Origin of the sequence: Aureivirga sp. CE67, assembly GCF_015767245.1 — a bacterium.
GTDB lineage: Bacteria > Bacteroidota > Bacteroidia > Flavobacteriales > Flavobacteriaceae > Aureivirga.
Genome location: NZ_JADOTV010000001.1, coordinates 19,807 through 33,133 on the forward strand (window position 1 = coordinate 19,807; position 13,327 = coordinate 33,133).

Annotated in this window: 12 protein-coding genes; 4 read left to right on the forward strand and 8 right to left on the reverse strand. The window is 29.8% G+C overall.

Annotated elements, in window-relative coordinates; all coding sequences use genetic code 11:
- The first annotated feature begins 51 nt into the window (after window positions 1-51).
- Window positions 52-1,107, forward strand: a complete 1,056-nt coding sequence (gene corA, locus I0K12_RS00080) for a magnesium/cobalt transporter CorA (RefSeq protein ID WP_196884861.1) — start codon at window positions 52-54, stop codon at window positions 1,105-1,107.
- Between the two features lie 34 nt (window positions 1,108-1,141).
- Here corA and I0K12_RS00085 read toward each other — a convergent pair whose 3' ends face one another.
- From I0K12_RS00085 to I0K12_RS00100, 4 genes are all read right to left on the reverse strand, one after another.
- A complete protein-coding gene (locus I0K12_RS00085) occupies window positions 1,142-2,647 on the reverse strand; it encodes an NAD(P)H-hydrate dehydratase (RefSeq protein ID WP_196884862.1) in 1,506 nt (501 codons plus the stop codon).
- A gap of 181 nt (window positions 2,648-2,828) precedes the next feature.
- On the reverse strand, window positions 2,829-3,521 hold the full coding sequence (locus I0K12_RS00090) for an SIR2 family NAD-dependent protein deacylase (RefSeq protein WP_196884863.1): 693 nt from the start codon (window positions 3,519-3,521) through the stop codon (window positions 2,829-2,831).
- A 39-nt stretch (window positions 3,522-3,560) separates the two neighbouring features.
- Window positions 3,561-4,514, reverse strand: coding sequence for a hypothetical protein (locus I0K12_RS00095; protein ID WP_196884864.1), 954 nt, complete (start codon window positions 4,512-4,514; stop codon window positions 3,561-3,563).
- A 419-nt stretch (window positions 4,515-4,933) separates the two neighbouring features.
- A complete protein-coding gene (locus I0K12_RS00100; RefSeq protein WP_196884865.1) occupies window positions 4,934-5,620 on the reverse strand; it encodes a tRNA-uridine aminocarboxypropyltransferase in 687 nt (228 codons plus the stop codon).
- Between the two features lie 271 nt (window positions 5,621-5,891).
- On the opposite strand from I0K12_RS00100, the gene I0K12_RS00105 reads away from it, so the two are divergent.
- On the forward strand, window positions 5,892-6,251 hold the full coding sequence (locus I0K12_RS00105; protein ID WP_196884866.1) for a hypothetical protein: 360 nt from the start codon (window positions 5,892-5,894) through the stop codon (window positions 6,249-6,251).
- Window positions 6,252-6,381: 130 nt separating this feature from the next.
- Here the strand turns inward: I0K12_RS00105 and I0K12_RS00110 are convergent, their stop codons facing one another.
- The 4 genes from I0K12_RS00110 to I0K12_RS00125 form a co-directional block, all read right to left on the reverse strand.
- Window positions 6,382-7,722, reverse strand: coding sequence for a DEAD/DEAH box helicase (locus I0K12_RS00110; protein WP_196884867.1), 1,341 nt, complete (start codon window positions 7,720-7,722; stop codon window positions 6,382-6,384).
- A 93-nt stretch (window positions 7,723-7,815) separates the two neighbouring features.
- Window positions 7,816-8,523 carry a hypothetical protein gene (locus tag I0K12_RS00115; protein ID WP_196884868.1) on the reverse strand — a complete coding sequence of 236 codons (708 nt, stop codon included), beginning with the start codon at window positions 8,521-8,523 and terminating at the stop codon, window positions 7,816-7,818.
- A gap of 113 nt (window positions 8,524-8,636) precedes the next feature.
- Window positions 8,637-10,268, reverse strand: a complete 1,632-nt coding sequence (locus tag I0K12_RS00120) for an alpha-keto acid decarboxylase family protein (protein ID WP_196884869.1) — start codon at window positions 10,266-10,268, stop codon at window positions 8,637-8,639.
- Between the two features lie 26 nt (window positions 10,269-10,294).
- Window positions 10,295-11,149 (reverse strand): HpcH/HpaI aldolase/citrate lyase family protein, encoded by an 855-nt coding sequence (locus I0K12_RS00125; RefSeq protein ID WP_196884870.1) that lies wholly within the window; start codon window positions 11,147-11,149, stop codon window positions 10,295-10,297.
- A gap of 171 nt (window positions 11,150-11,320) precedes the next feature.
- Between I0K12_RS00125 and I0K12_RS00130 the strand changes: the two genes are divergently transcribed.
- Together I0K12_RS00130 and I0K12_RS00135 are read left to right on the forward strand one after the other, a co-directional pair.
- Complete coding sequence (locus I0K12_RS00130; RefSeq protein WP_196884871.1) at window positions 11,321-12,262, forward strand: DMT family transporter; 942 nt, start codon at window positions 11,321-11,323, stop codon at window positions 12,260-12,262.
- Window positions 12,259-13,320, forward strand: coding sequence for a MaoC family dehydratase (locus I0K12_RS00135; protein ID WP_196884872.1), 1,062 nt, complete (start codon window positions 12,259-12,261; stop codon window positions 13,318-13,320). The genes I0K12_RS00130 and I0K12_RS00135 overlap by 4 nt, the downstream gene beginning before the upstream one ends.
- Window positions 13,321-13,327: the final 7 nt, after the last annotated feature.

A 13,327-nucleotide genomic window follows, 5' to 3' on the forward strand; every position in this document is an offset into this window, starting at 1 on the left:
AAACATTCTCGCCCCAAAAGATTCATAGTATAAGTTTTCAAATATTAGATTATGATTGAGAAAGTTTCTGGAAAAATGGGATTGCCTCCTGGCGCACTTGTCTATGTTGGAAAAAAAAGAAGTTTCCCTACAAAGGTTGACTATATTGGATATGACAATAAACAAATTGAATTTGAAAAAGATATTCCAGTTGAAAGACTTAAAGAAATTTATGCGAACAATAATGTAAACTGGATTGATGTTCGCGGACTTCACAATGTGGAAATTATTCAAGAAATCGGAGAATTTTTTAAAATAGACAATCTTCACTTAGAAGATATTTTAAACACAGAACATCGACCAAAAATTGAAGAAACCGAACATTATATTCTACTTTGCATCAAAACTATTTCTATCCGAAAAAGCACAAACAAACCCAAAATACGACAACTTTCTGTAGTTCTTTTTGAAAATTGTGTTATTACTTTTCAAGAAGAAGAAGAATGCCATTTACACATGGTAAAAGAAAGAGCTGTCATCAAAAAAGGGAATATCCTAAATTATGGAAATGATTTTTTGATGTATTCTATTATTGATTTAATTATTGACGAATATTTTGGAGTGATTGATAAATTTCATGATAGCTTGGAAGAATTAGAAAGTAAAATTTTTAATATGTGTGAAGAAGAATCTCTGATTTTAATTCAAGATAATAAAAAATACATCATACATCTTCGAAGAGCTATCTTTCCTATTCGTGAAGAAATTTTTGTTTTGATGAAACATGCTTCAGATTTAATCACATCTAAAACATTAAATTATTTCCATGATATTTATGAACATATTTATTTCCATATGGAATCTCTTGAAAATATTCGAGAAATAAATGCTGGTTTAAAAGATTTGTATTTATCGAAAATCAATCTTCGAATGAATCAAATAATGCAAACACTTACAATTTTCGCTTCCATATTTATTCCACTTACTTTTATCTCAGGTTTTTATGGAATGAATTTCGAAAATATGCCAGAACTAACTTGGAAATATGGTTATTTTGCTACTATAGCTGTGATGATTATTACTTGTGTGCTTCTTTTAATTTATTTCAGAAGAAGAAAATGGTTATAAAAAAAGGCGAAGTAAAAACTTCACCTTTTCTATTTTATTTTTGAATTGCTTTGAATGCTTTAGGTAAGAACTTCAAAATATCTGAAGCAATAAAACTTTCATGTGTATGTTGTTTTAATGCAATATCAGCTGTTAAACCATGAAGATAAACTCCTAAAATTGCTGCTTCTATTGGAGTATATTTTTGAGCAATTAATCCTGCAATTATTCCCGTCAAAACATCTCCACTTCCACCTGTTGCTAATCCTGGATTTCCTGTTGAATTAATATAAATCATTCCTTCTTTTACAATCATTGTATTTGCTCCTTTTAGCACAATAATCACTTCATGATTTACTGTAAATTCTCTCAGCTTATCTAATTTATCAAAATCATTTTCCCATTCTCCAATTAGTCTTTCCAATTCTTTTGGATGTGGAGTCAAAACAGAATCTTTTGGTAAATGTTTAATCAATAATTTATTTTTAGCTAAAATATTAATCCCATCTGCATCTACAACTAAAGGGATTTTATTTCCATGTAAAAACATTTCAAAACCTTGAATAGTTTCTGAAGCTGTCCCCATTCCTACTCCTACTCCAATCACTGTTGGGTGTACAGAGTAATCAAAATATTCTAGAGTGTCATCCGAATCTACCTCAACCATTGCTTCTGGAACTGTAGCTTGCATTACTTGATACCCACAAGACGGAATGTAGGCTGTAGTCAATCCTGCACCAGTTCTTATCGCTGCTTTTGTTGCCAAAACTGCTGCTCCGATTTTCCCATAACTTCCTCCCATCATCAACACATGACCGAAAGCTCCTTTATGAGAAAATTTTGTTCTTTTTCTATAAATGGATTTGATTTTTGGAAGATCTACATATTGTACAGTTACTTTTAACTCATCAATAAATTGCATATTTAAACCAATGTCTAAAACTTGCCATTTATGGATAAACTTTTCATTTTCTGGAAGCATAAAAGCTAGTTTTGGAAACTGAAAAGTCAAAATCACATCACTATGCACACAAACATCTGTTGAATTCAAACTTTTTTCAGCAAAAAATCCTGAAGGTACATCAATCGAAATTATTTTCGAATCGGAAACTTTATTAATCTCTTCAATAACGTCTGCTGGAAGTCCGAGAACTGATCTATTTAAACCAATTCCGAAAATAGCATCTATAATTACACTATTACTTGTTATGTGTGGAAAATCTTCTTTTTTCTCCAGCTGGTAAATCGTTACTCCACTTTTTAAAAGTGCATTAAAATTGGTCGCAAAATCTTCCGATCTATTGGAGTTTGCAGGAACGATATAAACTTCAACAGTATATTTTTTCTTAGCAAGCATTCTTGCAATTGCCAATCCGTCACCTCCATTATTTCCTGTTCCACAGAAAATATAAAATCGCTTTTTTTTCCAATCTTTTTTGTTCGTAATATATTTTACACATGCTTTTGCAGCACGCTCCATCAAATCGATTGAAACAATAGATTCTCTTTTTACAGTTTCTCTGTCTGCTTCGTAAATCTGCGAAATCATTGGAATTTTCATAAGCTTTCTTTTAAAATATTAGACTAAATAAAGCTTTGAATTAGATATAAATAAAATACAAAGGTTATTATTTTATTAAAACACACCCCTAACCCCTCTCAAGAGGGGAATTAAAAATTATCATTTATAAACTAAAATCAAAGAAAAAGGAATGAGAATATTCCTTCTTCTAATTTAACCATTATTCTAAAGATTTTAAAGCTTCTTTTAGTTTTTCGACACCTGAAACTGCATTTTCTTGAATTAGATTTACATTTGATGGTAAAATTCCTTTTTCAATATGCGGATCGATTACAAAAAGTGGACATTTTCCATCAATATAATTGATCAGATTTGCTGCTGGATATACTTGTAGACTTGTTCCAATTACCACAAAAATATCTGCTTTAATACATTTTAAAGCTGCATTTTCAATTTCCGGAACATCTTCTCCAAACCAAACTATATTTGGACGAAGTTGTGCTCCTTTATCACAAACATCTCCAATTTTTATTGGATTTGTTCCGATATCAACAATTGTTTTTGGATATAAAGAACTTTTTGCTTCTCTTAATTTTCCGTGTAAATGTAAAACGTTAGAACTCCCTGCTCTTTCGTGTAAATCATCTACATTTTGTGTGATAATATGCACATCAAAATCTTTTTCTAATTCGGCTAAAACTTCATGTGCTTTGTTTGGTTTTGCTTCTCCTGCTTGTTTTCTTCTTGCATTGTAAAATTCTAAAACCAAACTCGGATTTTTTTGCCATCCTTCTATAGAAGCTACATCTTCAATTTTGTAGTTTTCCCATAAACCATCGCTATCTCGGAAAGTTTTTAATCCACTTTCGGCACTGATTCCTGCTCCTGTCAGAATGACTAATCTTTTTTTCATAATTTTTGTCTTTGATTCTTATTTGCTCAAATATAGAAATTATTCAATCATAATCGTTTCTGAAAGAAAAGGAAGCATCGTTCCTTGAGAATTAACTAAAGTGAAAATAAATTCCAATTGCAATGGTGTTTTGCAAGTAGAAGTATATGGAATTTTTATAATTCTATTTCCTGAAATAAACTCCGCTTCACTCGAAGCATTTAAAGGGTCTTTCTTTATTTCTAATTTATCTACTTCTATCTCTCCTTGAATTTTTAAACAACCATTTATAGGGTTTATATCAGATTTAAACATATTTTCTGTGGAAGAATTTAAAGAATAAATATTCCAGTCTTCTTTTAGGTTAATATTTAAAATAATATGTGAATTTGTTTTTGTTGCAGTAATTTGAATCCTATCGGCATACATAGATTTATCTATTTTAGCTTCCTTTACTTCAGAAGAACTTTTCCATGAAATAGAATTAAAATTTGGATATAAATCATCTATATTAAAATTTTGTAGATAAAATTCATGAAGCACAAGTCTTATTTGTTTTTTCTCAGCAAAAACATTCGAGTTTTCAATATGTTTTTTGAACATTTCTAATGTAGTTTCATCTACAGCATTTGAAACTTTTCTGACTACTTCTTCATAATTTTCTTTTGTCAAATCACTCAGATAGAAATCCATTAATTTTTTATTTTCCTCAGTAAATGTAAATAATTGTTTGTTAGCAGTTACATATTCTAAAATATCCTTAACCTTAATATCTCTCTCATAATCTGATTTTATTTTCTCTATTGCAGTAGCAAATACTGAAAAGTTTTGAAGCGTTAGAACTTCATATTTAGACAAACCACAGGTTTCTAACCTCTTTAAATATTCATTCGTATGCGCACTTGTAATATTTTTCTTTACATAAAAAATAATTTCTTCTTTTAGTTCGTCACAATCATTTGCAAAAACATTCAAATTTAAACCTAAAAGAAAAAAAATAATAATCTTCTTCATTTCTATAATTTTCTATTTAATTAATGAACGGCGAATATAGAAATTAAATCTATGTCTGATTGCTTCTGCAAAAGTGATTGTAGTGAAAAGCTTTTGTTTTTTTGAAAATTAGAAATTGTTAGAAAACGGAGGCGACCAACGGAAGCCCACGGATTTCTTAGAATTTCTTTTTCAAAAAAGCAAAACTTGTAGCGGAAAGCACAACCCGAAATGTAATGAAGGGATTTGCCCTAAAATTAGAAAAACTTAGATTTGAATAGGTGTAAACTATTTCTATTTTATTAAATAATATCACATTTGATTTTTTTTGAAATAATTTTATTTAATCTAATAACACACCCCTATCCCCTCTCAAGAGGGGAACTCAATAATCTGAATATCTTTATATAAAATCAAACATATTAACGTTTATTCTATATCTACATTTTTTCTTGTTCAAATATAGTATTTCTTACTTTGTTCTTCTTATACTTTGTTTTAAGTAAAACTTCTTTGTTCTCAGCTGCACGATAATGTTTACTATCAGGATTTAAAAGATATTCGAGTTGAAATGCAATCATTTTTTCAAAAGGTACAAGAAAATTATTTGTATCAGATTGTTCTAAACCGCTTTTTTTAAGCAAATTTAAAACAGTATGCACAGATTCGATCGTACTAAGACAAAGAGATTCTGGTTGTTGTTTGAATATAAATTTCGATTTTATTTCATTGTCAAAACTCACTCTTTTTAGCTTTTGTAAATTCTTGCTAAGCTTAAGCATTTTTCGAGCGCAAGGCCAAGTAGCATCAAGAATAAAAATATGTGGATTTTCTCCCATAAAAGAGTTTATTTCTTCATTTTTTTTGGTTGATAAATTGAAATTATCATTCCCAGGATACAATAAGAAAGCGGTATTTTTCTCATTAGCCAATATTTCGTTTACTCGATTATTATTGGTAAAATCTACTCCAACTATAATTTCTGAATTTTCAAGCTGAAGATTTGTGATATGTCCCGTTCCTTTTTTCTCTTTTTTATATTCCTTTGGGTGCATCAGAATAATAAAATGAGTTTTGGTAGAAATTGGATTTATATATTCACAAACACAGGTGCATGAAGATCTCATGCATTTATAACATTTACCTCTTGTTTCTTTATTTTCTATTTGCAAAGTGAGATTCTTTTTATTTTTCTAATCGGTTGTATTAAAAAGTCTAATTTCTTATTATTTTACACTCTGTATTTACTTAAAAAAAATAATAAATGTTCAAAAATAGTCGATTTTGTATTTGAAAACAAAAAACAATAATATTTGGATTTACAACTTTTGTATGTAATGGAGGGATTTGCCCTAAAAGAAATTAAAATTCTCTAATTTTGTGTTTTAAAATTAAAGGATGGGTAGTAGTTATAAAAAGAAACATAAAGTTCGAATTGCGGTTTATAATCTAGAAAATCGAATTTTTGTTGGGAGGAATAATATTGAGGTGAATTTACCTGGAGTTGAGAAACAAATGCAGAAAGACGATAAGTTGTATATTCATTATTTGAATGAAGGAAAATATCGTTTGCTTTGGGTGTTTCGTAGACCTGTGATGAAGAAAAAAGAGATTTTACAGATTTTGGAGGAAGCAAATATTAATGGTTTGTTGTTTAAAGAAAACTTACAAGCTTTGATGCTTTATACAAATCTTTCTGAGGCAGATTTTGATTTAGAAAGTTTGGAAACTGCTCTTGAGAAAATAGAAAAGCTTTAAAATAAAAATCCTATTAGAAGTCTAGTTTCTAATAGGATTTTTGGTTTTATTTAAATTAGTCGCGAGTTACAAACCCGCGCCAGAATAGGGTAAACACACCCCTAGCCCCTCTCAAGAGGGGAACTTAAAATTATCTTCTACGTTTCTTTTTCTTTGGTTCTTCTTCTGTTGTTTTTTTAGATTGATTTGCGATATAATGCGATAACATTTTATCCATTAATTCTTCTTTTGTCAGATGATGTAAAACTGTTCGGAATTTCATTTTCATTTCTTGCGAAACTTCTTTGTTCATCTTTGTTTTGAAGATTTGTTTTGCCCAAAGTAAAGCCGAATTATCTTCCATACTTTCTGCTGATGGTTTTTCATAAGCTTTGAAAGTAATTCCTAATTCTGCCTGAAAATCTGCGATATCTACAGCTTCTTCTTGCTGAATAATCGATAAAGAAAGTCCTGAAGCTCCAGCTCTCGCAGTTCTTCCGCTTCTATGAACGTAAGTTTCGTATAAATCTGGTAAATGATAATTCACCACATAAGACAAATCTTTCACATCAATTCCACGAGCTGCTAAATCAGTTGCAATCAAAATATCAATATATCCATCTCTGAATTGTCCCATGATTCGATCACGAATTCCTTGTGTCAAACTTCCATGAATTGCTCCTGAAGAAAATTTATGTTTTGCTAAATTCTTCGCTAATTTATTAACCGCTGCTTTTGTTTTACAGAAAATAATTCCTTGTTTTCCTTCTCTACTTGACAAGAAATGCATCAAAACATCTAGTTTTTCAATCGGATCAACAATTACATATTTATGATTGATTTTTTCATTTCCAGAAATTTTCATGTCAACTTTTATTTCTTCAATATCTTTTGACATATAATCATTAATCAAGGAACGTGTAGTTCCTGGAAGTGTTGCTGAAAACAAAAAAGTTCTCTTTTTCTTCGGTAACATTTTGAAGATTTCATTCAAATCTGTTTTCAATGAAGTTACCATTTCATCTGCTTCGTCTAAAACCAAATATGAAGCTTCTGCAATAGAAACTGCTTCTCTTTTTACCAAATCAATTAATCTTCCTGGAGTTGCCACGATGATTTGTGTTGGTTCTTTTAGTCTTTCTATTTGTGGTTTGATTGGAATTCCTCCGCAAACAGCAGCGATAGAAATTGCTGGAATTTCAGAAGCATAAGCTTTTAAATTCTCATAAATTTGTTGTCCTAATTCTCTTGTAGGAACTAAAACTACAGCTTGCACCTGCGTTTTTTCCACATCGATCATTTGTAATAATGGCAAACCAAAAGCGGCAGTTTTTCCCGTTCCTGTTTTTGCTAATCCTACAAAATCTTTCGTGGAATTCAATAAAATTGGAATTGTTTTTTCTTGAATTTCCGTTGGTACTTTTATGTTTAAGTTTTCTAAACTTTTTAAAATTGGTGCTGATAATCCTAAATCAGAAAATTGTTTTGACATCTAAATTTATTTTGTGCAAAAATACGCAGCCTTTTAGACATAGACTCTTTTATTTTCTTAAAATATCAAATCAAAGAGATTTTTAAACAAAACCTAACATGTACACATCGTAACTGTAGCAGTTTTTAATGATTTATATTTTTCAAAATATGGTTTTAAAAGCTTCTCTCTTTCTTCATAAACTCCTCTCATTTTCTTCTCAAATTCTTCATCAGACTGTACCATATCTTCAATTTCTTGAATTCTATTTTCGATTCTATAATTGAATTTCACAAGAAGTTCTTTTATTTCACTTTTCACCTCATCTGGAACATTTCCTGCATCATGAATAAAAACTTCAAAAGAACACATATCTTTTCCATAAGCATATTGAGCAAAAGGTTTTGTGTTCATCCAAACTTGATCTTCGGAAGTATAATTTCCTGAAAGTCCTGTTGTATAGCTTTTTCTTTCTAAATCTAAAATTTCAACTTTATCCACTTTTTCTAAAACAATTGCCATCGGTTCTAAATGTTTATAAACATAAAGATTTTTGTTATAAACATATTTTAACCGTTTTGCATAATAACAATATTCTCCTGGCTCTGTAACCAATTCGTTTTTCAAAAACAATTTTGGATTTTGCTCTAAATACGATTTATATTCATCTGTATTTTTTCCATTTGCTAAAAAACGATAGCCTTCCACGGTTTCTCCATTCTTAAAATGAATCTGGAAATGAATTTCTACTCCATTATATTCTGCAAAAAGAAGAATTGGAAATAGGAAGATTATTATTTTGGTGAATGTTTTTTTTGTCATATCTCAATTTTGATTCTTTTTCAGTTTATTTTAATTACTTAAAAGCTAATGTATAAATTTCATCCCTCAATTCAAATCCGATTTCGACTCCGCTCAATCTCCGTTTTCAAACCTCACTCCTTCCTAAACATCTTCATCAACATTTCAGGAACATCCATTCTTTCCATAATTACTTCAACAAAACGAAGTTTATCATCATTAGCTCGTAATTCAGAAAGGCAAGTTTCTAATTCTTCTGTAGTAGTAACTTTTGTAGTCCAAACATTTTCGCCAAACATTTTTGGTAAATCGGCATAATTCCACATTTGAATATCGTTATATTCCATCTTTTCTCCATGAATCACCCGCTCAATTGTATAACCGTCATTGTTTAAAAGAAAAATAATTGGAGTCGTTTCATAGCGCAACATCGTAGAAACTTCTTGAGCTGTCAATTGAAAAGCACCATCTCCCACAAAAAGAATATTTTCTTTGGAAGAATCTGCGATAGAAGTTCCTAGCAAAGCTCCAACTGAATAACCAATAGAAGCCCAAATAATTTGAGAAATAAAATTCACATTATCTGGCATTCGAATAGGTAAAAGTCCAAACAAACTCGTTCCTGTTCCTGCAATAATAGTACTGTGTTCTTTGAAAAAATAACCCATTCGATCCCAAAAATACGCTTGTTCAATTTTATTAAAATTTTTCTCAATCATGAAATGATTTTTCTCTTTTTTAGGAATTTTTGTAGCGGAAAATTTCAGTTTACTATCTTTAATTTTTTTGGATAAAAAAGGAATAAAGTCATGAAAGTATAATTCATAATAATGAGAGTTTTTGACACGAACATGATTACTATGAATTTCTATTGAAGAAGATTTTGGAAGCATACTTGTGTTCAAATCCGAAATTAGAGCGCCGAAAGAAATAATACAATCTGCTTTATGCACAAAATCATAGACTTTTTCATTTCCATTTTCGCCACTATAAACACCAACAAACAATGGATTTGATTCATTTATATAAGCTTTCCCCATATTTGTAGTAATAAATGGAATCTGAACTTCTTTAATTAAATGTTCAATATCTTTTTTAATATCATGTCGCATCGCACATAAATCCACACACAAAAGAGGTCTTTTAGAATGACTCAAAACTTTTGTAATTCGAATTGCAGCTTCTTCCATCGTTTCTTTGGCTGAAACTGAATTTGTAAGTTCCAAAGGCTTTTTTTCCACTTCAATTTCCTGATAACAAATATCACTTGAAACTCCAATATAAACTGGTAATTTCTTTTTGAAACAAACTGTCAAAACTCGATCAATTTCTTCGGCAGCATTTTCCACAGTAAGAATTGTTTGAGCTTTTGTCACTTTTGCATACATTTCTTCAAAAACATTGTATTCATTTGTTCGAATAGAATGATGAAAAACAATATCTGATTTTTGAATTTCTGCAGAAGGCATTCCAACAATTTTTACCACAGGAAGATATTCAGCAAAAGAACCCGCAATACCGTTTATGGCACTCAATTCTCCAACACCATAAGTTGTAACCAAAGCTGCAGCTCCTTTGATTCTAGCATAACCATCCGCAGCATAAGCTCCATTTAATTCATTACAATTTCCAATCCAACGCAAGCCTTTATAATGTACAACTTGATCTAGAAAACCTAAATTATAATCTCCTGGAACTCCGAAAACATCGTCAATTCCCAACTCCTTCAATCGCATTAATAAATAATCTCCTACTGTAGTTTTCATAATTTTTCTTTTATTCAAAAAAACACTTATTTATTTTTCATTTTTTCTAAAACTCTCTGACATCTTTTTACCACAGGAACATCTACCATCTTACCTTGATATTCGCAAACAGAACCATTTGCTTTTTCATAAGCTTTGATAATTTCTATCGCTTCTTGAATTTCTTTTTCTGTTGGTTTTAATACATTTTTAATCGTTTTTAGTTGATTAGGATGAATAGCGATTTTCGCATCAAAACCTAAATTTTTAATCACTTTTATTTCTTCAATTAATCCTTTTTCATTTTTAAAATCTAAAAAAGGAACATCCCAAGCTAATTTATGAGAAGCTTTTGCTGCTTGAATTATTCTACTTCGAAAAGTCATAGAATTTTTAATATCAAGATTTGCTCCTATATCATTTGCGAAATCAATTCCACCATAGACCAAACCAACAACTCTAGAGTGTTTTGCAATTTCAAAAGCTTTTTCCAAACCAAGTGCAGTTTCTATTAAAACCAAAAAATCTACATTTTGAAACTCTCCAGAAAACAAAGAATTATAAATCTCTACTTCTTCAAAGCTTTCTATTTTTGGTAAAAGAAAAATTCCTGGAACAAAATCGTTTTTTAGAAAAGCTGAAATATCTTCCAATCCAAAAGCTGTTTTGATAGAATTAATTCGGACAGAAAGAAGAATTGAATGGTTGCTCGGATATTCTTTTTTCTGGTTAAAATAAGAAAATAGAATCTGTCTTGCCTCTTCTTTACCTTGTATAGAAATAGCATCTTCCAAATCGAAACAAACCATATCTGCAAAAGGTAAATTTCCTGCTTTTTCAAATTGTTCCAGATGATTAGCAGGTGTAAATAATAAGTTTTGACAAAGTTCAATTTTCTTCATCCTCAAAGAATTAAAAGTATCCTTCAAGTTACTAAATATCTAGTTTTCAAAATATTGATTTGATTTAAATCGCAAAACTTTAACACTAAACAAAAAAATCTTAAATGATTTATTCTTAATTTATTAGGTATTAAAATTTCAATATCTATTTCAAAAAAGAGAAAAATAAAAATGAATATTTCAAATAGTTTAAAAGGGCATCTGGCAGTATTTTTTGCTTACATTTTTTTAGGTTCAAATTTTATGTTTGTAAAAGTTTTGATGCCAGAAGTTTTATCTCCAATGGCTTTCTTTTTTACAAGAATTTGGGGAATTATTCCTTTTGCTTTTATTCTTTATCTCTTCAAACCTCAGAAAATTAAAAGAAAACATTTTATTCCACTTTTAGTTAGCGCCATCATGATTGTAACCATTAGTAATCATTCTTATTTCTATGGTTTAAATCTTACTTCTCCTGTGGATGCTTCAATTTTAATGACTTGCACACCTATTTTCGCTCTATTTTTTAGTGTTTTAGCCAAACATGAAAAATTTAGTTTATTGAAAATTATTGGTGTTATTGTTGGAGGAATTGGTGCTGTAGTTTTAATTCTCTACGGAAGTAAATCTGGAAATCATGAAGCTACTCTCAAAGGAAATTTAGCATTTTTATTAACTTCATTGGCTTATGGAGCGTACATTGTAGCATCCAAACCAATCATTCAAAATTATAATGCTGCTACTTCTATTTTTTGGATTTTCTTTTTAGGAGGTTTGACGATTATTCCTGTTGTTTATGAACCTGTCGTTTCAACAGATTGGCTTTCTATTTCTACAAAAGACTATTTAATGATTGGTTATACCGTTTTAATCGCGACTCTTTTGGCTTATTCTTTAGCAATTTATTCGTTAAAACACTTGCCACCTTCGGTATCTTCTAGCTATATCTATATACAACCCGTTACAGTTTTTGTGATGATTTTATTTTCAGATGCACTACATCAGGGTAAAAATTTTAAAGATGATTTTTCTTGGGTAAAAGTATTCTCTTGCGTGTTAGTTTTTATTGGAATTTTAATCATTATACGAGGAAGAAAAATTGAATTACAAAAAATAAAAAAGAAGAAAATATGATGTTTCTCGCTTATGCTAAATTAAATCAAGATGAATATTTTGAAGTTTTCGGTTTGGATTTCGAAGATTTTGAAATTGGGCAAAAATTCATTCATCGTCCTGGAATTACAATTACACAACAAGACAATAAATCAGAATGTTTAGACACTTTAAATGGTGCTTGGATGCATTATGATCAGAATTATGCAAAAGATACAGAATGGAAAAATTGTTTAGGTGTAAGCACTTTAAGTGTACAATATATTTTGGGTTTAACTTGGAAAACTTTTTCTCGAAAAAAAAGAATTACAACTATTGAAAATATCACCATTCCGAAGCCATTTTTTGGAGGAGATACTTTTTATACAGAATCCGAAATTTTAGATATAAATGTCAACGCTGGAGATGATGATTGTGGAGAAATTTTAGTTCGAACTTCGGGAATTAATCAAAAAAAGGAAGTTTTTACTATAATCGAATATATTGTTTTGATTTATAAAAAAGGTAAACATCCATTCTATGGAGACAAACGATTTAATTATAGTTTAAAATCCGAAAAGTTTTCTGCTTATTTTCAAAAAGATAAAAATGAGTGGATTGAACGTTCTGGAATTTATTTAGAAGATTTTAAAAAAGGAGAAATTTACCATCATTTTCCTTTCAAATATATTTCACAATCGGAAGCAATCAAACATGCACTACATTCTGGAAATAATGATTCAAAATATATCGATCCACTTTATTCTAAAAGTTTGATGTTGGAAAACAAAGTACCAATTACAGAAGCTTACCTTTTATCAATTGTTTGTGCAAGTACGACAAAAACTTTCGGTAGAGTTGTTGCAAATCTAGGCTGGAAAAATATTCATTTCACAAGAGAAGTTTACCCAGAAGAACAAATTCGAGTAATTTCAAAAATATTAGGAAAAAGAAATTCTAAATCTCGCCCAGACCAAGGAATACTGAACGTAGAATCTTATTGGATTGACGATAAAGGCGACAAAGTTGTTTCTTTTGAGCGAACATTACTTTTATATAAAAAGGACAAAGCTCCGTATGAAAACAGCGGGTATTCTTAAAATTCAA

Excerpts from the sequence above, each read along its gene's own strand:
- I0K12_RS00115 (WP_196884868.1), bottom strand. The coding sequence starts at position 8,523 with ATGACAAAAAAAACATTCACCAAAATAATAATCTTCCTATTTCCAATT.
- I0K12_RS00130 (WP_196884871.1), top strand. The coding sequence starts at position 11,321 with ATGAATATTTCAAATAGTTTAAAAGGGCATCTGGCAGTATTTTTTGCT.
- I0K12_RS00135 (WP_196884872.1), top strand. The coding sequence starts at position 12,259 with ATGATGTTTCTCGCTTATGCTAAATTAAATCAAGATGAATATTTTGAA.
- I0K12_RS00105 (WP_196884866.1), top strand. The coding sequence starts at position 5,892 with ATGGGTAGTAGTTATAAAAAGAAACATAAAGTTCGAATTGCGGTTTAT.
- corA (WP_196884861.1), top strand. The coding sequence starts at position 52 with ATGATTGAGAAAGTTTCTGGAAAAATGGGATTGCCTCCTGGCGCACTT.
- I0K12_RS00090 (WP_196884863.1), bottom strand. The coding sequence starts at position 3,521 with ATGAAAAAAAGATTAGTCATTCTGACAGGAGCAGGAATCAGTGCCGAA.
- I0K12_RS00085 (WP_196884862.1), bottom strand. The coding sequence starts at position 2,647 with ATGAAAATTCCAATGATTTCGCAGATTTACGAAGCAGACAGAGAAACT.
- I0K12_RS00120 (WP_196884869.1), bottom strand. The coding sequence starts at position 10,268 with ATGAAAACTACAGTAGGAGATTATTTATTAATGCGATTGAAGGAGTTG.
- I0K12_RS00095 (WP_196884864.1), bottom strand. The coding sequence starts at position 4,514 with ATGAAGAAGATTATTATTTTTTTTCTTTTAGGTTTAAATTTGAATGTT.
- I0K12_RS00125 (WP_196884870.1), bottom strand. The coding sequence starts at position 11,149 with ATGAAGAAAATTGAACTTTGTCAAAACTTATTATTTACACCTGCTAAT.
- I0K12_RS00100 (WP_196884865.1), bottom strand. The coding sequence starts at position 5,620 with ATGAGATCTTCATGCACCTGTGTTTGTGAATATATAAATCCAATTTCT.
- I0K12_RS00110 (WP_196884867.1), bottom strand. The coding sequence starts at position 7,722 with ATGTCAAAACAATTTTCTGATTTAGGATTATCAGCACCAATTTTAAAA.